Genomic DNA, 21,077 nt, shown 5'->3' with positions numbered 1-21,077 from the left:
GTTTTACCCTGCGTATGCCTGCGTGTAAGAATGAAAACGTGATCACAAATCACGAGGCGCAAACATTAACAGATTTGGAACTGATTGGTCTAAATTCGCTGGCCACTTACATTGCCAGACCACTGCCAGACAAGTGTCCCGTGTAAACCAGTGTAGGCCGCCGATGCCGCATACAATGAGGCGACTCCACAATACGAACAACAACCAGAAGAACAATCAATGGAGAAACCGATGAACAATCCCGAAACCGAATCCAGCATCCAATCCGGGGATACCCCAAAGTTCGATTCCTTCAAGGCGTTTTATCCGTTTTATCTGAACGAACACAGCAACCTGACCTGTAGGCGCCTGCACTTCGTCGGCACTGCCCTGGTCATTGGTCTGCTTATTGCGGCACTGGTCACACAGCGCTGGGGCCTGCTGGCCGTATTGCCCGTTGCCGGCTATGGATTTGCCTGGGTGGGCCACTTTTTCTTCGAGCACAATCGCCCGGCCACCTTCAAAAACCCCTTTTATTCCCTGTGGGGCGATTTCGTTATGTTCAAGGACATGCTGCTGGGCCGAATTGAACGCTAGCGCGCAGCCTGGCCCGGGCTAAGGCCAAATTTGCGCAATTTATTGGCAACCGCGGTGTGGGATATTCCCAGCCGCTGCGCCAACTCCCGGGTAGAGTGTCGGCCTGGGCCCAGTGTTTCCAGCAGTTCAACAAGAATGGCCCGCTCCACCTTTTCCATCTGTTCCGACAGGGTCAGACCCCGCCCCCAATCCCGCCAAGGCAACTGCTCATTTGCGGGCGCCAGAGGCAGATCCTCGACAGTCACGGTAGCGCCACCACGACCCTGCACATGGGCAAGCGCCGCACTAAGGCAGTCGGACAACCCCGCGAAATTCGTCGGCCAATCCCGTAACGCCAGGGCGTGGACCGCAGCGGAATCCAGGGCGACAGCCGAGTCCTCCAGCATCAATCCGATAAACCCTGCGAGTGCTGGACGCATGGCCCGGAGTGGCGGCAAGGTAATCTGCTGGGGCTCCAGCAGCTGGCGCAATGGCAACGCCAGAGCGGCAAGCGAAGTGGCGGAAAAAACCAGGCGCGGGCGAATTCTTCCCCGCAAAATACAGTCCGCGAGTGCCTGCTGCTGCGGCGCGGGCGCAATGTCCACATCATCCAGCAACACCATGGTGTCATCGGGCATGGCCTTTAATTCTTCTAGCTGGCGCTGGCTGAAATCCATACCGGCATATTCGTGAAGCTGTCCCCGGGCCGCGATCGGGCTCAGGTAGTACGCCGCTCTCGCGAAGGTGCTCTTTCCGGTGCCCTTCTCACCGCAGATCAGCAGCGGTTCATCCAGCGGCGCCATCTGCTGCAGCCACAGGCAGCTCTCCCGGCGCCTGTCGAGATCCCACAAGATCTGTTGCGGCGGCGCCACCTGCGCGGTGGAATCCTCCCGCGCCTGCATGGTGAGCACCGCTCCGGCCAGGGAGGCCACCGCACCCGGGGCCTCTGCTAACGCGATGGGCGACCAATCCACTACAAATTCCTGCCCCCGCACCGTGACCGGGAACCCGTATCGCGGCGCAGTAATCCCGCGCAGCAGTTCCGCCAGTTGCAGGCGCGGCAGAAATCGCTGCAGGGCCATTCCGGCCACCTGGCTGTGACTCACCCCGAAGGCCCGCGCCGCCGCCTGATTGGCCGCCACGATAAAACCATCCCGATCTACTGACAGCACCGGATAGGACACATGGCGGAGCAGCGTATCCAGTTCAAAGTGGCGTCGCTCCGAAGGAATCAGCTCGATTCGGCGCACCTGCCGTACGCCCCGCACCCGGTGCAGAGACTTCTCGATGGACTGGTACTGGGCCACCAGCAGGTCGGGCGCAGACAGGTAGACCTTGTCTCCGCTGACGCCGCCGATCTCGCCGGATCGAACATTAACGCGATAATCCGAGAATATTGACATTATTTCTTGCAATATTCCCACACGATCACTGCAGGTTATCTCTATTCTCATACCCGAAATGTAAACTTTTATTTACAAAAAGTGTAGCTCCAACCCCGAGCGGACATCGCATTCTGCGCCCCGCCCCCTGCCATCCGACGCCGGGTGTGTCTAAGAATAGAGAGAAGATAAAAACAGACGAGGCGGCATCTGAACCGCCCGCGCACTCAGGAGATCCTCATGAGCAGTGATAAAAAGCCCAGCAAGTACGTCGCCCGTGAACCGGACGCCGACGGCTTTATCGAGTACACCGCCTTGGAGCACGACACCTGGCGACGCCTGATCGAACGCCAACTGGAAGTGGTGCCAGGCCGCGCCTGTGACGAGTATCTGCACGGGCTCGAGCTGCTCGACCTCCCCCGCGACCGCATCCCACAACTGGCCGAGGTCAGCGATGTACTGCGCAGAGAAACCGGCTGGGAGTGCGCCCGCGTCCCCGCCCTGATCGGATTCGAAACGTTCTTCCGCCTGCTGTCCGAGCGCAAATTCCCGGTAGCCACCTTCATTCGCACGCCCGAGGAGTTCGACTACCTCCAAGAACCGGACATTTTCCACGAGATCTTTGGCCATTGCGCCACGCTCACCAATCCCGCGTTTGCCAATTTCACCCAGAAATACGGTGAGCTGGGGCTCAAGGCCTCCCCCAAAGAGCGCGCCTACCTGGCCCGCCTCTACTGGTTTACGGTGGAATTTGGCCTGATGAACACCGAAGACGGTCTGCGTATTTACGGCGGCGGCATCCTGTCCTCCCCCAAGGAGACGCTGTACGCGCTCAGCGATGCCCCCATTCGCGCCCCCTTCGAGGTGGTCGACGCCCTGCGAACCCCATACCGGATCGACATAGTGCAGCCCATCTACTATGTGCTCGACCAGCTGGAAACCCTGCAGCAGCTCACCGAAATTGACCTGATGGCGCGCGTGCGCGAGGCCATGGCCGCAGGTCTCTACGAACCGCTGTTCCCGCCGAAGGAAGCCGCTTAAGGCTTCAGGACATTTTTCCAACATACCCCTGTTGTTTGGCCGGGCATTGCCCGGCTTTTTTGATCTCCCTTTTCGCTCGTACAAGTCCCAGAGAATAATTCCACTACTGATGCTTTCAATCTGAGATTATCGTTATCGGCAAGACAAGGGGCACGGTAAAGGATTCTTTTACAGCCTGTGAAAGTCGGATCCCGCCAAGCCCGCCAAAATTACTGGGGTATTTTGTTGCTATGGAGAGCCACCTGAACGACTCCAATGGAACCAACCCCCGCATTTTCGGGAGATTTGTAGCACCATGTCCTCACTCGATGCGATTGATCGACAACTTCTTGCCATACTTCAATCTGATGTTAGTCTCTCCATCGAAGAGCTGGCCGAGCGCGTGGGCCTCACCAAGACCCCGTGCTGGCGCCGGATTCAGAAATTGGAGAAGAGCGGCATCATCCGCCGGAAAGTTGCCCTGCTGGATGCTGAGGTACTCGGTCTGCCGGTATCCGTGTTTGCGCAGGTCAAAACCAATCAGCACAGCGCGGAATGGGCGGAGTCCTTTTCTAACGCGATGGCAGATTTACCGGAAGTGGTGGACTGTTACCGTATGGCCGGGGACTACGACTATATTCTCAGGGTCGTGGTCAGCGATGTAGCCTCCTACGATCGCTTTTACAAAAAGCTGATCGCCCACTCGGGGATTTCCGACGTGGCCTCCAATTTCGCCATGGAGCAGATAAAAAGCACTACGCAACTGCCCATACCGCCGGGAGATTAAAAACCCGCAGCTCAATTACTGTTTTAGCCATGCCCGCGGGCGATCCCCGCGGGCACAGTAGATTGAGGTAGCCATGCACAGCCATGCACAACCGGCATCGACCGCCCCATCCAGCGATGCAAAAACCGACTCCCTGCTCCAGCAGATTCGCGACAACGTCATTGGCGAACGTATGCCAATGGATACGCCTTTTGGCCAGCGCCCGCTGATTTATGCGGACTACACCGCCTCCGGTCGCGCGCTTACCTTTATCGAAGACACCATCCGCCACAATGTGTTGCCGTGGTACGCCAACACCCATACGGAAACTTCTGCCACCGGCCGCCAGACCACCGCCTTCCGCGAACAGGCCCGTGCCGCTGTGCGCAAATCCGTCAATGCGGGGGATGAACACGCAATCATCTTCTGCGGCTCTGGCGCGACTGCCGCGGTCAACCGGCTGGTGGACTGCCTGGGCTTGCGCGTGGACGGCTACGCACGCCTTGGCGGTACATCCGGATGTATCCCGGAAGCGCAAAGACCGGTGGTGTTTATCGGCCCTTACGAACACCACTCCAACGACCTGCCCTGGCGCGAGTCCATTGCGGAAGTGGTCACCATTCCGCAGGATGCGTCCGGTGGCGTGGACCTTGAGGCACTGCAAGAAGCGCTCGATCAATACGCAGCGCGACCGCTGAAGATCGGCAGTTTTTCAGCCGCCTCCAATGTCACCGGTATCCGCACCGATGTCGAAGCGGTCACCCGCCTGCTGCACAAGAACAACGCCCTGTCGTTCTGGGATTACGCCGCAGCGGCGCCCTATGTCGGCATTGATGTGCAGGGCAAAGACAGCCTGTCCAGCAAAGATGCCCTGTTTATTTCGCCGCACAAATTTGTCGGCGGCCCCGGCACCCCCGGAATACTCGTTGTACGGCGCAACCTGTTGCCGGAAAACCAGCCCTCGGTCACCGGCGGCGGCACCGTGTCCTGGGTAAGCGCGGCAAGGCACACCTACCTTCCCGCGGGCGAACGCCGCGAGGAAGCAGGCACGCCCGCCATTGTCGAGTCCGTGCGCGCGGGCATGGCATTTGCGTTGAAAGACCAGGTAGGTGCAGACGTCATCGAAGATCGTGAAGCAGCCTGGGTCAGCCGCGCTTTCGCTCGCTGGAGCGAAAAGGAAAACATCCAGATTCTGGGTGGCACCGAAGCCGAGCGCGTCAGTATCGTCTCCCTGCACCTGCTGCACGACGACAAACCGCTGCACCACGGCTTTGTTGTAGCCCTGCTCAATGACCTCTTCGGCATTCAGGTACGGGGCGGCTGCTCCTGTGCCGGCCCTTATGGCCACCACCTGCTCCATCTCACCGACGAGCAGAGCACTGCCATTGAAAAGCTGGTGAGTGAAGGCGAGAGTATCCTCAAGCCCGGCTGGGTGCGACTGAACTTCAATTACTTCCTGGATGAAGAGACCGTTGATTACCTGATCGACGCCATTGAGCTCATCGCCGAATACGGCCATCGGATGCTGCCGTATTACCAGTACCATGCCAGCCACGGCGTGTGGCGCTATCAGGGCATCGAAGCCGATGCGCCGATGCCACTGGAATTCTCACTGGATACCTCGGCACCGGAAAAGTTGGCCACGCCTTTGCAAGAGTTTATTCATCTGGCGCGCTCGATCCTGGCAAACCCGCCGGGAGAGAAATGCGAACAGCCGATTCTGTCTCCGGAAGGAGAGAATTTGCGCTGGTTCAAACTTTAAGGCCAGTATTCCAACAAGCGAAGGAAGGCAGGACACGAAGTGGCAGGTCGGGCGGCGGAAGCGCCTTCCGTTTGGCTCAGCGCCCAAATCGCACTGCCAGTGCGAGCTGCCATTGATAAACCGGGTGCTCAGGGCCGATAATGAAAGCACCCGTAATCGCCCAGTCTGCTACAAGGATGCGCAGTGCCTGAGACCTCCCTGTTCCAGTCGTTTTTCCTGATCTTCAGCGGCGCCGCTGTTGTCGCTTCACTCGCGCTGTGGGGACGTCAACCACTACTTGTGGCCTATATCGCCCTCGGCTGCCTGCTCGGCCCCTCCGGGCTCGCGGTTATCGATAACGTCAATCTGATGGCCGAGATGTCCAATATCGGCATCATCTTCCTGCTGTTCCTGCTCGGCCTGGACATGCAGCCCAAGGCGCTGATTTCAGTACTGCGCAAGGCGACCTTTGTGGGCCTGATCAGTTGCGGCATATTCCTCGGCCTCGGCTACGGCATCGGCCACCTGTTCGGCTTCACCGATACCGAATCCTGGGTGATCGGCATGGCGATGATGTTCTCCAGTACCATCATCGGCATCAAGCTACTGCCTACGACGGTACTGCACCACAAACACCTCGGTGAAATGATGGTCGGCCTGCTGCTGTTCCAGGACTTCGTGGCCATTACCTGCCTGATGATCCTGCTAAGCGGCAGTACCGGCTCCGTGGATTTTGCCAAGCTTGGAATGTCCTTCGCCGCCCTGCCCCTGCTGATCCTGTTCGCCTGGGCGGCTGTACGCTACGTACTGCAACCGCTGCTGAGCAAATTCGACCGCTTCCACGAGTACGTATTCCTGCTCGCTCTCGGCTGGTGTATGGGCCTCGCGGAACTGGCGGAAATTGTCGGCCTCTCCCGTGAAATCGGCGCCTTCATCGCTGGTATCACCCTCGCCACCAGCCCCATATCCCAATACATCGCCATCAGCCTGAAGCCCTTGCGCGACTTCTTCCTGATCCTGTTTTTCTTCAGCCTGGGAGCGCAGTTCCATCTGGACATGGTGCCGGAAATCGCGGTACCCGCACTGGTGGCGGCCATTGCCGTGCTGGTCATCAAACCGGTGGTGTTCCGCTACCTGCTGGGACAGCAGAGCGAACGCAAAATACTCGCGTGGGATATCGGCTTTCGGCTCGGGCAGATCAGCGAGTTTTCGCTATTGATCGCATTTCTTGCGGTGAGCCAACAGCTGATTGGGAGCAAGGCCTCTCACCTGATCCAGGCCACCGCGATCCTGACCTTTCTGGTTTCCTCGTATATCGTGGTGCTGAACTTCCCTAATCCAATTGCGATCAAGGATCATTTGCGGCGGGATTGAGCAAAGGCAACAGAAGCTGGGCGGGCAGTAAAAGCCCGTACAGATAAATACATCAGGCTCGCGCAGGTATTACAGCCTGCCCTCTTGCTTGGAATCTACGGAAACCACTTTATTGTTCTCAACAGTTACTACAACCAGATACATCCCACCGATATCACCGTTCAAGCGATAAGTTAAGATTTCCCGTTTCACCGGATCCCCACCCACACCCTCATCGACGGCAATGGTCTCCACCTCTTGATATAGCGGCGCACCGGCGATATAGATTATTTCCTGCTTGCTTTTCCCTTCCTGGATAAGCTTTCCGTTCTCAAGTCGAAACGACCCACTGGCATGGGCAGTACATGCCATCGCAACCAAAGCACCAAACAAAGCGATTTTTAGGTTTTTCATCTCAGCACTCCTTTACCTCGTTGCATTAACCATCAATAGAAAAATATCAAAGAGCGGGACCAAACCGGCCTGTGAACTTCAATTACCAGAGTTCTCGGCGCTAGCAGAAAAAACATTGATCACCACAACCCCGGAAACGATCAGTACCATCCCAAGAATTGCAGCCATATCGAGCTTTTGCCCAAAAAAAATAAAACCAGCCAAAGCGATCAAGGCAACACCTGCCCCGGCCCATACCGCATACGCAATACCGACTGAAATAGACTTCAGGGAAATTGACAGCAGGTAGAATGCAAGCACATACGATAGGACAACGATCACGCTCGGAATCACTTTGGAAAATCCATCTGAGCTCTTGAGAAACAAGGTACCCACGACTTCCGCAACAATTGCTATGGATAGATAGACCCAATGTGACACGCTATTTCCTTCATTAGATGGACATCGCCAGGTTGAGGCCCGTGTGATTGTTAGGGTGATACGTCCGGCAAAAGTCAGTTTATTGGTTATCACCTATGCATACCACATTGGGGTTCCACTCAATTGCCTGAATCGCCGCATTAGACTATGCCCTGCCGGCCCAATTACCTGGTTATTAGCATCCCAGACCGCGCAACGACATACCGGGAAAGCATAAGCAGCAGACAGAGAAGCAGGTACAGTTAAATGATGGTGGGCCCGGGATAGAGCGGATGCCGGTGGCCTCAGTTGGCGCGAAATTACACGCCGGGTGACGCTATATGGTGCCGCAGGGGAAGAACCGCGATTTTCCTCTGCATTTACCCCGCAAAAAAGTGATCACATTAGTGAAGTAACGGATCTTGTTCGCTATTATGACCCGGCAAACGAACATCTACGGGCCGCGAACTGGCCTGACCATGGCATTTTGACTCCGGAGCCACTAAGGAGTCCCGGGTCATTTGCCTAAGATTAAATAAAGAGAGACCGGCTACTGCCGATAGATGGCACCTGACCGGCCACTTGAGATCCAACTTTTTTCGCACGGACCAAACCATGAGCAAAAACCAGCCTTTGGCACACTGGGACGACATCCTGCTGCTGGACCGCCAGCTGAGCGACGAAGAGCGCATGATCCGCGATACCGCGCGCGAGTATTGCCAATCAAAACTGATGCCGCGGGTGCTGGAAGCCAACCGCCACGAAGTATTCGACCGCGACATCATGCGTGAAATGGGAGAGCTGGGACTGCTTGGTTCAACCATCGAGGGCTACGACTGCGCCGGCCTCAACTATGTCTCCTACGGCCTGGTTGCACGGGAAGTCGAGCGTGTGGATTCCGGCTACCGCTCCGCCATGAGTGTTCAGTCCAGCCTGGTCATGCACCCGATCTACGCTTACGGCAGCGAGGAGCAAAAACAGAAGTACCTACCTAAACTCGCGAGCGGCGAATGGGTCGGCTGTTTCGGCCTCACAGAGCCGGATGCAGGCTCGGATCCGGGCGGTATGAAGACCCGAGCCAAGAAAGCCGATGGCGGCTACCGCATCAGCGGTTCCAAGATGTGGATCACCAACAGTCCGATCGCCGACGTTTTTGTGGTCTGGGGTAAAGACGACGAGGGCGATATCCGTGGCTTCGTGCTCGAAAAAGGCATGGAGGGCCTCAGCGCGCCCAAAATTGAAGGCAAATTCTCCCTGCGCGCCTCCATCACCGGTGAGATCGTGATGGACAATGTGTTTGTACCGGAGGAAAACCGCTTCCCTGACATCAAGGGACTCAGCGGCCCATTTGGCTGCCTGAACCGCGCCCGCTACGGTATCTCCTGGGGCGCCATGGGTGCTGCGGAATACTGCTGGCACGCCGCGCGCCAGTACGGCCTGGATCGCAAGCAGTTCAACAAGCCGCTGGCCCAGACTCAGCTGTTCCAGAAAAAACTTGCCGATATGCAAACCGAGATCACCCTTGGGCTACAGGGCTCCCTGCGCGTTGGCCGCCTGATGGACGAGCAGAAAGGCAGCTTCGACCCGACGATGATTTCCCTGGTCAAGCGCAACAACTGCGGCAAGGCCCTGGATATCGCCCGCGTCGCCCGCGACATGCACGGTGGCAACGGCATCGCCGACGAGTTCCACGTAATTCGCCACGTGATGAACCTGGAGGCAGTCAATACCTACGAGGGCACCCACGATGTGCACGCACTGATCCTGGGACGCGCACAGACTGGCCTGCAGGCGTTTTTCTGATCTGATTTACCCTGACTTGCGGACGCTCCATAATCAACATCCAACAATGCTCATTTGAGTAATCTGGATTTTCCGCGAAGGTACCGCTGTCGGGGGCGGCCTTGCGAGACCTTCACCGCCATGGATGGCGGTGCAGAGCCCCCAGGGATGGGTTTACAGCGCGTCTCGCAAGGCCGCCCCCGATAGCGGTACCGCCACAGTCTCCGAAATCGTGGTATTTAACGGGCGTTATGGAACAATTACTGCACTGGTGCGACCTGATCGGTATCGCCATTTTTGCTTTCACCGGCGTACTGGCAGCAGGTCACAAGCAGATGGACCTGTTTGGCGCGGTAGTGCTGGCCTGCGTCACCGCCACCGGCGGTGGTACCCTGCGCGATATCATCCTCAACGTCCCCGTCTTCTGGCTCTCCGACAGCTACTACCTTTGGATCGCCGCGGCCACCGGGGTGATCAGCTTCTATGTGATCCGATACCTGCAAGTGCCCATGCGCCTGCTTATGGTCGCTGATGCCGCCGGTCTGGCGGTATTCGTGGTCATTGGTACCCAGAAAGTGCTGGATCTCGGCCACACCCCTGCCATCGCCATTGTCATGGGGGTGATGACCGGGACCTTTGGCGGCCTGATCCGGGACATCCTGTGCGGCGACATCCCGCTACTGCTGAGACGGGAAATTTATGCCACCGCGGCCTTGAGTGGCGCCGCCGCTCTGGTGATACTGGACGACATTGACGCGCTACCCGGAGAAGTCGTGGTAGCCATCGCGGTACTGGTGACGCTCGGGATACGCCTCGCGGCGCTGCGCTGGAACCTTTCAGCGCCCATCGCGCGTATCCGCCCCGAGCAATAACACCAGCGGTCACAGATCCACTCAGACAAAACAACTATGCCCCCACGTTTTCTCGCCCTGCGCCTTTCTGCTTCACTGCCAGTGCTGCTACCAGTACTCACCGCGCTCACACTGCTGGTGAATGCCGGCTGCACGAGGGAGGACGCCGCAGGGAAATCTACACAGTCGGCCTCCCCCAATCGCCTGATTCCCAAGCCCTGCTGGTTTGATACCGAACCCAGCTGGCCCACCAGTCAGTGCTTCATGATGGAAGTGCCGGAAAACCACGCGGAGCCCGAAGGGCGCAAGATCCAGTTCCCGGTGGTGCGGTTTTATGCGGAGATCAGCGATCCCGATAAGGATCCCCTGCTCCACCTGGGCGCCGGCGGCCCCGGCGCCAGCATGGGCCTGGAGCCCGAAAACGCCAGTGACTGGCTGTGGTTCAATTACGCCGGCATGTCGGTGCAGGACGGCCGCGACCTGATCATCATCGATCCCCGCGGTACCGGAATGGCACAGCCCAGGTTGGCCTGCGATGAATTTATCAAGGACGCCGACCTAGCCTTCACCCGCAACCTAAGTACCGACGAAGAGGCCCGGGTATTCAGTTACAGCATGGAGCGCTGCTACAGCCGGCTCAGCAAAGTGGCCGATCTCGCTCAATACAACAGCGCTACAGTGGCCCAGGATGTGGAAGCATTGCGCCAGGCGCTGGGCGTACCCAAGTTAAACCTCTACGGCGTGTCTTACGCGAGCCGCTATGCCCTCACCATCGCGCGCGATTTTCCCGAATCCGTGCGCGCCATGGTGCTCAACAGCGCGGTGTTTCCGGACATCATTTATACCCAGCAGCTGCCCGATGACGTGATCGCAGCCTACCAGCGCGGTATCGATTACTGCAGCGAGGATAAAGAGTGCAACAAGCGCTTCCCCGACCTCAAACGACGACTCGAGAGCCTGGTAGACAAACTTGATGAAACCCCGCTCACGGTCGAAACCGGCAAAATTCATCCCGGCCAGCAATATCCCTTTGTGCTCAGCGGGCAACGGCTACTGCGGGTTCTTTTCCAGGCGCTGTACAACGAACAGTTTTACGCGGAACTCCCGGCGATCATCGAGGAGCTGGAATCTGATCAGGCAGAACTGTTAAAGCCGGCCATCGTCAGTTTTATGGGATTGGTGCTCGATCCGAACTTTGGCGACGCCGCGGGTATCAGCCACTTCTGCTACGAAGAAGCGCCTTTCGTCGACTTCGACCTGGCACGGCAAGCGGCCGCCAGCAGCGGGATTCTGGGTGGATCGGTGCGCTCGGATATCGACATGATGCAGATGCAGTGTCGTATCTGGGCGATTCCCTCAGCCCCCCTGCTCGAGGCACGCGCGATCAAAACACAGGTACCGACACTGGTGATGCACGGCGCCCTGGACCCAGTGCTGGCTGCGGAAGACGCAAACCGGGCCCGTAAAAAGCTCCCCAATCACCAGTGGCTGCTGTTCCCCAAGCTGGCCCACGACGTGATCTCGGCCAGCGATTGCGCGGAGCAGGCTGCCGCCAGCTTCCTGGACAGCCCGGAGCAGCCGGTGGTGGATGCTGCAGTTGAATGCCGCAAGCAGGAACTCGCACAGCAGGCGGAACTGGAAAAACAGATTGCCGACCTGGAGGCACAGCGGGCGCTTGAAGAAGAGCAGCAACGCAGCCATAAAACGCCCGCAGGCAGCCGCTACTCGGAAGCCCACTGAATTGCTGAACGGAATGGCAGCCTCATTCCGCATGCTACCGTGAACCCGCGTTACAATTTCCAGCAAATAGACGCTGGACAAATGGCATCGCGGGGCTTAATTTGAGCCTCATAACGACTATAAAACGCAGTAGCTATGAACTATCAGGGTGTGATTGAAGTCTCCGAACTGGCCGAGCTACAGGGCCAACAGGAGCAAGGGAATGGTCGGCTAGTCATTCTCGACTGCCGCTATGATCTGGCCGATACCGGCGCCGGAGAAGAGGCCTACCGCGGCGAACATATCCCCGGCGCGCACTACGCAAGCCTGCACAGGGACCTTTCAGCCCCATGTGAGCGCTACGGTGGCCGACACCCCTTCCCCACAGCAAGCCAGTTCACCGAATTTGCCCGTTCCGTGGGAATATCTACCGACACTCAGGTAGTCGTCTACGATGACCAGCGCTTCGCATTTGCCGCCCGCGCCTGGTGGCTGCTGAGACACTTTGGTCATACCCATGTCGCCATTCTGAATGGCGGTTTCACCGCATATAAAAATGCCGGATTGCCACTCGCACAGGGTGTAGACGAAGGCGCTAGCACTGGCGACTTTGCAGCTTCCACCCGCGCAAATGAATTACTCCACTACGAAGACCTCTACCCACAGCTGGACAATCCGCCCTGGCAGCTGGTCGACGCGCGGGATACCAAGCGTTTTCTGGGAAATGAAGAACCCATCGATCCCATTGCGGGACATATTCCGGGGGCGATCAACAAGCCCTGGCAGGCAGTGACCGACGATGAAGGGTTTATCAAGCCGTTGCCGGCGCTGCGCGAAAACTGGCAGTCAATTCCGGCAGACGACGACATCGTTTGTTATTGCGGATCCGGGGTTACTGCCTGCGTAAACCTCTTTTCCCTGCACCTTATTGGACGCAAAGCGCAACTGTATCCGGGCAGCTGGAGTGACTGGTGCGCGCATATCCTGCATCCGCGCACCGAATCGGCCTGATCAGCGCAGCAGACAGGCACCGGTCCCAGCGAGGCCACAGTAGCCACCCGGGTTCTTGGCCAGGTACTGCTGGTGATCTTCCTCGGCATAATAAAACGTGGGGGCGGGCTGGATTTCCGTGGTAATCGCACCAAAGCCCTTCTCCGCCAGCGCTTGCTGGAAAGCCTGCTCTGAAGCCTGTGCCTCAGCCAGTTGCTCTTCACCATAGGTATAGATACACGAGCGGTACTGGGTGCCGAGATCATTGCCCTGGCGCATCCCCTGAGTTGGATCATGCTCTTCCCAGAAGCGGCGCAGCAGCTCCTCAAAACTCACCTTGTTCGGATCAAATACCACCAGTACCACTTCCGCATGCCCGGTTCCACCGCTGCATACTTCCTGGTAATTCGGATTGGGGGTGTGACCACCGGCGTATCCCACAGCAGTGACATACACACCCTCTATTTCCCAGAACAATCGCTCCGCACCCCAGAAGCAGCCCATGCCGAATACCGCCTGCTGCATACCCTCGGGAAACGGTGTGACCATGGAGTGGCCGGACACGAAATGCTTGCCGCTGATAGGCATCGCCTCTGGACGGCCGGGAAGTGCCTCGTCGGCAGTAGGGATCTGGGTCTTGTCGTAGTGCATCAGTTTTCACCTCTAACGTATATGCCACTCAGCAAGCTGGTTATTCACCGGCGAGCATAATACAGCCGCTGGCCTTCATCGGGCGCTGAGTCTGCCACTCGAAATACTGGGCGTCGAGCTTTTCCTCGGCCCGCTCGGCGAGCTGTCGGAACGGGGGGCGCCCCGGATCCACCAGCATTACGCGACCTACCCCGGCACGCATGGCGCGGCGGGTCAGGTTGTACAATAGCCCTTCCAGCTTGTCCCAGAAACAGATATCCGTGCCGATCACCGCGTCAAACTCCGCCAGATCGGCCTGGGTAACTTTCTCATAGCGACACTGCCAGGTCGTAATACTGACGTCGTTGAGCTCAGCGTGGTACTCGGCGAAGGGAAATACACTGGGGTCCGCGTCGAGGGAGGTCACCTTTGCGCCAAACTCCTTCGCGCAGAAGATCCCCCCCAACCCCCAGCCACAGCCGAGGTCCAGTACCCTCGCCCCCTTTTTCAGTGGGTGCTTTTTCAGGTAGTCCATGGTGAGGCAGGAACTCTTCCAGAATTTGTTACCGTGCAGGCTCGCGTCTCCTGCCTCGCGCCGCAAGCGGCGCATATCCGGGTGCGCATTTTTTCGCACGGTCAATCCAAACATCTGACGACTGAGAGAATTGCTTTCTGCCAAGGATCTACTCCCTCCATTGATCGGTTGCTCAGTTAGATGGCGCTTTAATCGGTTTTTTCAACCGGCACGGCAATGAAGGTAACACGATTCCACTGCGGAGCTTTCCACAAAAAGAATGCAGTCCCTGCCAATTCTGTGAAGCGTACCCACCAGAACGGTCCATCGCCTCCATCTGGTCTACTTTTGCTGGAGGGCCTTAGTCGGTAAAGCCGATGCGCTGCAGTCGTCCGATAACAATTAGCCCGCTTCACCCGGATTCTCTGGCGAGAAAGCACAACATGACAAAAAGTATCCGCACATCACTGTTGGCAGCTGCTATTTGCGCTGCGTCGTTAAATGCAAATGCGGTGCCCATCTACCAATCAAACGAAGTCACTCTCTACATGGAGGGTTACTTTACCGCCCACATGGTCAATACCATGGGCAATACCAGCATGCAGAACGGCGCCTCGCGCATCCGCTTCGGCCTGAACGTACCGGCCTACGACAACTGGGACACCGGCTTCAACTTGGAATGGGGTGTTGCAGCCATCAATTCTGCCCAGAACATCGTGATTCAGGGGGACCAGCAGGCGGCGCCAGGGGACAGAAACCAGTCGCTGTTCCTCCGCCAGGGGCATGCCTTTGCCAAGCACCCGAAATGGGGCGAGTTTTCTGCCGGCAAACAGTGGGGCGTGTATTATGAAGTGACCTATATCACCGACTGGTACAACGTATCCGGCGGCCTCGCCAGCGGCACTTATGGCCTGGGCACCGACGGTGGCGTTACCGGCACCGGACGCGCAGACAGCGCTTTCGCATGGCGCAAAGCATGGGAGTTTGAAGCAGGCGAGTTCAAGATCGGTCTTCAAACCGCAAGGCACGTAGCCCAACTGGAAATCGATGTCGAACTGACACCGGATACTCGGCTCGTGTGCCCCCCGAGAGACTGCGAGTACGGCCTCAGCCACGGCATCGCAGCAGTTTACCGTGCGGATATCGGTGACGGCTTCTTTATCGGCGCGGCTTTCAATCGGGTAAAATTGGATATTTCCAGCAACGACGGCTTGCTCTACGACATTTCGGGCGACGAGCCGATATTGATCACCGATGAATTCGCGTTCAACGCCAGCAGTAACGATTGGACCTCCGCCCTGGGTATGTACTACGGCCAGCAAGCCTTCGCCAAAGGGTTTTACGGTGCAGTGGTGTTCCAGCGCTCCCAGAACAACGAACTGGCTCCTCCCGGTTCCGTTGTCGGTATCACCAACTTTTTCGATGCAAAGGGCTCGGAGTCCTTTATGAGTTATACCTGGGGCCGCGATAACTGCTATTCCGTATACGGTGGACACAATTACCTGGTTTCCGATGATCCCGGGTTTGAAGCGGCGCTGGTACGCGGTGACAGATACAAACTGGCTCAGTACTACCTGGGGTTCCAGTACCGCTGGAACGAACGTGTGCGGCTCTACTGGGAAAATGCGATCGACTCCAGTAACGAAGTGGCACAGCCGGTGGTAGATGATTTTATGGCCGTCGGTTTTCGCATCGACATCTGATACGCTTGCGGCTTAACGTAGTTGAATCACCCGGGAGCAGCACACCTTGGGCCGCATGATCCTGTTAATTGCCGTCGGCATTTTCGCCTGGCTGGCAATCCAGAAATTTAAATACAGCCCGCCGGAACAACGGCGCAAACTCATCATTCAGTGGGTATTGATTGCCCTGGCGCTGGCTGCGGTCTTGCTCGCCATTACCGGGCGCCTGCACTGGGTGGGAGCCGCAGTGGCAGTGGTATTGCCGATCGTAAACCGACTCTGGCGCATGTTCGGGCGACACCTTCCCTGGATAGCACCCTTGATCGCGAAGCACGCACAGGCCAAAGCTGAGCGAGACAAAGCAAAGCAAAATCCGGGCGGCGAACAGCAATCCCACTCCGAAAGCGCAAGCCAGAACCCCCGCGAACCCCAGTTAACCCTGGAAGAAGCACGCAAGGTCCTGAGCGTTTCCGCAAATGCGAGCCGTGAGGAAATCATCGGTGCGCACCGCAAACTGATCCAGAAATTCCACCCGGACCGCGGCGGCAACGACTACCTCGCCTCCCGCATCAACGCGGCCAAGGCCCTGCTGCTGAAGCACCTGGACAACTGAGGACTTCAGGCCCGCCGGCACAACAAGTGTACGTAGCGGGCCAGCTGCCGATAGGGATCAATGCGGGAGTACGTCAGCTCCTTCTCGACGATCGCTTCCGCCGGCAACTTGTCGCGCATTTCCGGCGTCATGAAATCGTGGAAACAGCGAATACCACTGTGGGCCACCACCGACAGCCCCGCCTGCTCCACCCAACCCATAACGTCCTCGGGCAGTAGTGGGTTTTTCGGGGTCAAACTGCCCGGATGGCCTCCCCAGTCTCCACTTTGTCGATTGCGATCCAGCTGACGCAGGCTTCCCCGCTGCAGCAAACGAAACTCCAGCGCGCGGCGATTATAAAAAGTCAGGGAAAGGTATCCGGAAGGTTGAAGACTTTCGGCCAGATGCACCAGTGCCTGCTGCGGAGCCTCGAGCCACTCCAGTACTGCGTGACACAATAAAAGGTCCGCCGCGGGAATGCGCGACTCCGAGGAAAGCGACTGCAACGGCAACTGCAGGGTTTGCACCCGCCCTTCGAGCGCGCGCACCTCCACCTGCTCACGGGCCAGTTCCAGCATTGCCGCCGATATATCGGTGAGCCAGACCTGATGCCCCGCGGCCGCCAGATCCAGGGCAAACTGCCCCTGCCCGCCGCCCGCATCCACCACCTTGAGTGTCCGATTTGCATCATCCGCCTGATCGGCGCTCAGGATCGGCGCCAGGTCCCGGTTCAATACCGCGAGGCGGATATCCCCTTTCAGGCCACCGTAAATACGCCTTTTGAAGCGCTCCGCAAGATCGTCAAAGTTGCGATCACCCACGGCGCGGCCACACGCTAACAATCTGCTTTATCACCGGCTACTTGTCCCGCACCTGATCCAGGGAGCGCCCTTCGGCGGCGAGGATGACCTGCAGGGTCCGCGAGCGGAACTCTCGCATGTAAAGCACCCAGATGACGGCCAGGTAGCCGAATACAAACAGGATGGGGTGCACGAACCAGCCCATCACCGCCATGGAGAAATAGAACGATCGCAGGCCGTAGTTGTAGCTGTGCCCCGCCTGATCGATCACTTTTGCGGCACTGATCGCGTAGCGGCGGCGCTCCTCGCGGGTCACCTCCTCCTCGTCTACCGCGGGCGCGGCTCCCAGCAGCACATTGGCAAAGGAATACTGACGCAGCGACCAGGTAAAATTGAAGAACGCGAAGATGTAGATCACGATAAGCACCATGACCTTGAGCTCAAACTGCTCCACCGTTGTGGTCTGGGAAAATGGCAGGCTGCTGAGAACTTCCACCGCGGCACTGTTGGCGGACAGCGCCGTTACCAGACCCGCCAGGATCAGGATGCTGGTGGAAGCGAAGAAGCCGATCACCCGCTCCAGGTTGCTGAGGATGGCCGCATCGGGCATACGCATATCCCGCTCCAGCATGCGCAACATCCATTCGACCCGATACCATTGCATAGAGGACGCCAGGCACCACGCCGTCTTCGCTTTGCGGCGAGCAAACACCGTATAGCCAGCCCATGTCAGGAAAAATCCAGCCAGGCTCCCATAGTCCATCCAGTTCAACGCGCATCCCCCTTTCGACTACATTTATGGCGTCAAAGAATAAAGGCCGAAGTTTCGCACCGATGGCGCAGGTGTCAACACTCTCCTGTCAACCCTGTCATTTCGCCCATCTGGAGCGCTAAAATGGCCGCCGATTTTGCCGGGGGGCCATCCTGAGCCGTCCCGGCAACTGCAACTTACCCACTGGAGCAGTCTTTTGAGCAACGTACACCCCGCATTTGAGCCGATTACCAGTGCCGAGATCGAATCTCTTGGCGTACGTGTGGAAGAGTACCGTCACCGCCGCACCGGCGCCCAGCACCTGCATATTGCCGCCGACAACCCGGAAAACGTATTCCTGGTTGCGCTGCGCACCGTACCGGAAGACTCCACCGGCGTCGCACATATTCTCGAGCACACCGCCCTCTGCGGTAGTGACAAATACCCGGTGCGCGACCCGTTCTTCATGATGATCCGGCGTTCACTCAATACCTTTATGAACGCCTTCACCAGCTCCGACTGGACCGCCTATCCCTTTGCCAGCCAGAACCGCAAGGATTTCGACAACCTGCTGGACGTGTATCTCGACGCGGTGTTTTTCGCCCGCCTCGACCCTCTGGATTTCGCCCAGGAAGGACACCGGTTGGAATTTGCCGACCCGGACAACCCCGATAGTGATCTGGTCTTCAAGGGGGTTGTGTTCAATGAGATGAAGGGCGCCATGAGCTCTGTCACCTCCCAATTGTGGCAGAAACTGAGCAAATATCTGTTCCCCACCACCACCTATCACTTTAATTCCGGTGGCGAACCCGCGGATATCCCTGACCTCACTTACGATCAGTTGGTGAGCTTCTATCGCACCCACTACCACCCCAGCAATGCCATCTTCATGACCTTCGGCGATATCGAGGCGGCAGAGCATCAGGCGGTGTTTGAAGAAAAAGCCCTGCACAAATTCGACCAACTCCACAAAACCGTGGAAGTGGGGCGCGAAAAACTGTACGTGGCACCGGTCCGGGTGGAAGAAAAGTATCCGCTTTCCGGCGAAGAATCCCTGGATGAAAAAACCCATATAGTGCTCGGCTGGCTCCTTGGCGACGTCACCGACCTGGAACAGGCGCTCACCGCGCACCTGCTGTCCGGCGTGCTGCTGGATAACAGTGCTTCACCGCTGATGCACCTGCTGGAAACTACCGAACTCGGACAATCCCCTTCCCCCCTGTGCGGACTCGACGATTCCCAGCGTGAACTGGTATTCGTGTGCGGTATCGAGGGCAGCGAACGGGAGCGAGCGGATGAGCTGGAACAGCAGGTACTCAAGGTACTCGAAGACGTTGCAGAGAACGGCGTGCCCTACGACCAGGTTTCCGCCGCTCTCCACCAGCTGGAATTACAACAGCGGGAAATCGGTGGTGACGGCTACCCCTACGGCCTGCAGCTGATCCTTACCGCACTCACCGGCGCCACTCACCGCGGCGATGCTATCGGCCTGCTGAACATCGATGCCGCGCTGGAAAAGCTGCGCGAGCAGATTCAGGACCCCCAATTTATCGCCAATGCAGCGCGCCAGCTTCTACTGGAAAACCAGCATCGTGTGCGTCTGGTACTTTCCCCGGATTCCGAGCTCGCTGGCCGCGAAGAGGCAGCAGAAAAAGCCCGCCTTGCGCAGGTCAAGGCGACCCTCACCGATGGCGAAAAACAGCAGATCATCCAGACAACCCAAGCCCTCGCAGAGCGCCAGTTGCGCAAGGACGATGAATCCATCCTGCCAAAGGTAGGCGTAGAGGATATCCCCGCGGAGCTGCCCAAGGTCGAGGGCGAAAAAATCGAGCTGAACAATACCCGGGTGACCCGCTACAGTGCCGGTACCAATGGCCTGGTATACCAGCAGCTGGTTGCGACCCTGCCGGATTTCACCGATGAAGAGCGCATTCTGGTCCCCTACTACTGCCAGACGTTGAGCGAGCTGGGCCTCGGCGACAAGAACTATCTCGAAGTCCAGCAGTGGCAGGCCGCAGTTGCCGGCTCCCTGCACAGCTTTACCAGCCACCGCACCAAACTCGACAACCTGGACAGCCAATCCGGGCACTTTATCCTCTCCGGCAAAGCGCTGGCGGCAAATCAGGCGGGGCTGACCGAACTGATGCAGGCCACCATGGAGCAGGTGCGTTTTGACGAACTGCCGCGCATCAAGGAACTGCTGCTGCAAACCCTGGCGCGCCGCGAACAATCCGTTGTCGGCAGTGGGCATGCCCTTGCCATGGCTGCCGCCAGTGCCGGATTCAACCGCGCTGCCTGGGAAGGACACGAGTCAGGCGGCCTGCTCGGCCTGCGCCAGCTCAAGGTCCTGGTCAAGTCCCTCGACAGTACACAGGGACTGGAAGCCCTCGCTGGCAAGTTCAGCGCGATCCACCAGAAAATCCTCAATGCCAACCGCCAGTTCCTGGTGATCGGTGAAGAGGACCGCCTGTCCGACTTTACCGCGGCCCTGAGCCCGCTGGCAAAAGGCGGCGAGCCAACCACCAATCGGGAAGAAGCGCCCTTTACCCCGCGCAAAATCCAGGAAGTGTGGCTGGCCAACAGCCAGGTCAACTTCTGTTCCAAAGCCTACCCGACCGTGCCGATGTCTCACGACGACGCGCCGGCTCTGGCGGTGCTCGGCGGGTTCCTGCGCAACGGTTACCTGCACCGCACCATCCGCGAACAGGGCGGTGCCTACGGCGGCGGCGCCAGCCACGATGTCAACATCGGCGCATTCCGCTTCTACTCCTACCGCGATCCGCGTATGGCAGAAACCCTCCAGGATTTCGATGCGTCGGTGGACTGGCTGCTTAACGAGACCCATGAGGAGTCACAGGTGGAAGAAGCCATCCTCGGTGTGGTGGGCAGCATGGACAAACCGGGCTCTCCCGCCGGTGAAGCGAAAAAGGCTTTCCACTCCAACCTGTATGGCCGCACCCATGCCATCCGCCAGGAGTTCCGCCGCAAGGTTTCCGAAGTCAGCCTGACCGACCTACAACGTGTGGGAGAAACCTACCTGCTGGCAGATAAAGCGAGTACCGCGGTAGTCACCGGCACTCAGGGACGCGACGCGGGCCTGGCGCTGGATCTGCACGAAGAAAAACTGTGACGGCAC

General features: G+C 58.2%; 19 protein-coding genes. 12 read left to right on the top strand and 7 right to left on the bottom strand.

The window, feature by feature from the left end; all coding sequences use genetic code 11:
- The first annotated feature begins 231 nt into the window (after positions 1–231).
- A complete protein-coding gene (locus ACONT6_RS07595; protein WP_428821125.1) occupies positions 232–576 on the top strand; it encodes an Mpo1-like protein in 345 nt (114 codons plus the stop codon).
- Here ACONT6_RS07595 and ACONT6_RS07590 read toward each other — a convergent pair.
- Positions 573–1,958: a TyrR/PhhR family helix-turn-helix DNA-binding protein gene (locus tag ACONT6_RS07590; protein WP_428821124.1), complete on the bottom strand. Its 1,386-nt coding sequence runs from the start codon at positions 1,956–1,958 to the stop codon at positions 573–575. The two genes, ACONT6_RS07595 and ACONT6_RS07590, sit on opposite strands and share 4 nt — an antisense overlap.
- A 219-nt stretch (positions 1,959–2,177) precedes the next feature.
- On the opposite strand from ACONT6_RS07590, the gene phhA reads away from it, so the two are divergent.
- The 4 genes from phhA to ACONT6_RS07570 all read left to right on the top strand — a co-directional run bounded on the left by phhA (position 2,178) and on the right by ACONT6_RS07570 (position 6,838).
- Positions 2,178–2,978 carry a phenylalanine 4-monooxygenase gene (gene phhA / locus ACONT6_RS07585; protein WP_428821123.1) on the top strand — a complete coding sequence of 267 codons (801 nt, stop codon included), beginning with the start codon at positions 2,178–2,180 and terminating at the stop codon, positions 2,976–2,978.
- 295 nt (positions 2,979–3,273) lie between these two features.
- On the top strand, positions 3,274–3,744 hold the full coding sequence (locus tag ACONT6_RS07580) for an Lrp/AsnC family transcriptional regulator (RefSeq protein WP_078085925.1): 471 nt from the start codon (positions 3,274–3,276) through the stop codon (positions 3,742–3,744).
- 73 nt (positions 3,745–3,817) lie between these two features.
- Positions 3,818–5,485: an aminotransferase class V-fold PLP-dependent enzyme gene (locus ACONT6_RS07575; RefSeq protein WP_428821122.1), complete on the top strand. Its 1,668-nt coding sequence runs from the start codon at positions 3,818–3,820 to the stop codon at positions 5,483–5,485.
- A gap of 183 nt (positions 5,486–5,668) precedes the next feature.
- Complete coding sequence (locus ACONT6_RS07570) at positions 5,669–6,838, top strand: cation:proton antiporter (protein ID WP_428821121.1); 1,170 nt, start codon at positions 5,669–5,671, stop codon at positions 6,836–6,838.
- Positions 6,839–6,907: 69 nt separating this feature from the next.
- Here the strand turns inward: ACONT6_RS07570 and ACONT6_RS07565 are convergent, their stop codons facing one another.
- On the bottom strand, positions 6,908–7,231 hold the full coding sequence (locus ACONT6_RS07565) for a hypothetical protein (RefSeq protein WP_428821120.1): 324 nt from the start codon (positions 7,229–7,231) through the stop codon (positions 6,908–6,910).
- A 78-nt stretch (positions 7,232–7,309) separates the two neighbouring features.
- Entirely contained in the window at positions 7,310–7,651 is a 342-nt protein-coding gene (locus ACONT6_RS07560; RefSeq protein WP_428821492.1) for a DMT family transporter, read from the bottom strand.
- A 594-nt stretch (positions 7,652–8,245) separates the two neighbouring features.
- On the opposite strand from ACONT6_RS07560, the gene ACONT6_RS07555 reads away from it, so the two are divergent.
- The 4 genes from ACONT6_RS07555 (at position 8,246) to ACONT6_RS07540 (ending at position 12,993) form a co-directional block, all read left to right on the top strand.
- The gene (locus tag ACONT6_RS07555; RefSeq protein WP_428821119.1) at positions 8,246–9,433 is read left to right on the top strand and encodes an acyl-CoA dehydrogenase; all 1,188 of its coding nucleotides are present in this window, start codon (positions 8,246–8,248) and stop codon (positions 9,431–9,433) included.
- Between the two features lie 230 nt (positions 9,434–9,663).
- The gene (locus ACONT6_RS07550; RefSeq protein ID WP_428821118.1) at positions 9,664–10,284 is read left to right on the top strand and encodes a trimeric intracellular cation channel family protein; all 621 of its coding nucleotides are present in this window, start codon (positions 9,664–9,666) and stop codon (positions 10,282–10,284) included.
- Between the two features lie 36 nt (positions 10,285–10,320).
- On the top strand, positions 10,321–12,003 hold the full coding sequence (locus tag ACONT6_RS07545; protein ID WP_428821117.1) for an alpha/beta fold hydrolase: 1,683 nt from the start codon (positions 10,321–10,323) through the stop codon (positions 12,001–12,003).
- 135 nt (positions 12,004–12,138) lie between these two features.
- Complete coding sequence (locus ACONT6_RS07540; protein ID WP_428821116.1) at positions 12,139–12,993, top strand: sulfurtransferase; 855 nt, start codon at positions 12,139–12,141, stop codon at positions 12,991–12,993.
- On the opposite strand, the gene msrA is transcribed toward ACONT6_RS07540, so the two are convergent.
- Both msrA and ACONT6_RS07530 read right to left on the bottom strand, forming a co-directional pair.
- A complete protein-coding gene (msrA, locus tag ACONT6_RS07535; RefSeq protein WP_428821115.1) occupies positions 12,994–13,623 on the bottom strand; it encodes a peptide-methionine (S)-S-oxide reductase MsrA in 630 nt (209 codons plus the stop codon). It abuts the gene before it with no gap.
- 40 nt (positions 13,624–13,663) lie between these two features.
- On the bottom strand, positions 13,664–14,281 hold the full coding sequence (locus tag ACONT6_RS07530) for a class I SAM-dependent methyltransferase (protein WP_428821114.1): 618 nt from the start codon (positions 14,279–14,281) through the stop codon (positions 13,664–13,666).
- Between the two features lie 278 nt (positions 14,282–14,559).
- Between ACONT6_RS07530 and ACONT6_RS07525 the strand changes: the two genes are divergently transcribed.
- The gene (locus ACONT6_RS07525; RefSeq protein WP_428821113.1) at positions 14,560–15,819 is read left to right on the top strand and encodes a porin; all 1,260 of its coding nucleotides are present in this window, start codon (positions 14,560–14,562) and stop codon (positions 15,817–15,819) included.
- Between the two features lie 55 nt (positions 15,820–15,874).
- Positions 15,875–16,411 (top strand): molecular chaperone DnaJ, encoded by a 537-nt coding sequence (locus tag ACONT6_RS07520; RefSeq protein ID WP_428821491.1) that lies wholly within the window; start codon positions 15,875–15,877, stop codon positions 16,409–16,411.
- Positions 16,412–16,416: 5 nt separating this feature from the next.
- Here the strand turns inward: ACONT6_RS07520 and ACONT6_RS07515 are convergent, their stop codons facing one another.
- Together ACONT6_RS07515 and ACONT6_RS07510 are read right to left on the bottom strand one after the other, a co-directional pair.
- Complete coding sequence (locus ACONT6_RS07515) at positions 16,417–17,211, bottom strand: methyltransferase domain-containing protein (RefSeq protein WP_428821112.1); 795 nt, start codon at positions 17,209–17,211, stop codon at positions 16,417–16,419.
- A 37-nt stretch (positions 17,212–17,248) separates the two neighbouring features.
- Positions 17,249–17,953 carry a DUF599 domain-containing protein gene (locus tag ACONT6_RS07510; RefSeq protein ID WP_428821490.1) on the bottom strand — a complete coding sequence of 235 codons (705 nt, stop codon included), beginning with the start codon at positions 17,951–17,953 and terminating at the stop codon, positions 17,249–17,251.
- A gap of 205 nt (positions 17,954–18,158) precedes the next feature.
- On the opposite strand from ACONT6_RS07510, the gene ACONT6_RS07505 reads away from it, so the two are divergent.
- Positions 18,159–21,071 carry an insulinase family protein gene (locus ACONT6_RS07505; protein ID WP_428821111.1) on the top strand — a complete coding sequence of 971 codons (2,913 nt, stop codon included), beginning with the start codon at positions 18,159–18,161 and terminating at the stop codon, positions 21,069–21,071.
- Positions 21,072–21,077: the final 6 nt, after the last annotated feature.

This window comes from Microbulbifer sp. MCCC 1A16149 (assembly GCF_050368945.1).
Lineage (GTDB): Bacteria > Pseudomonadota > Gammaproteobacteria > Pseudomonadales > Cellvibrionaceae > Microbulbifer.
Note: the sequence above shows the minus strand (reverse complement) of the source record. Positions and strands in the feature narration are given on the sequence as shown.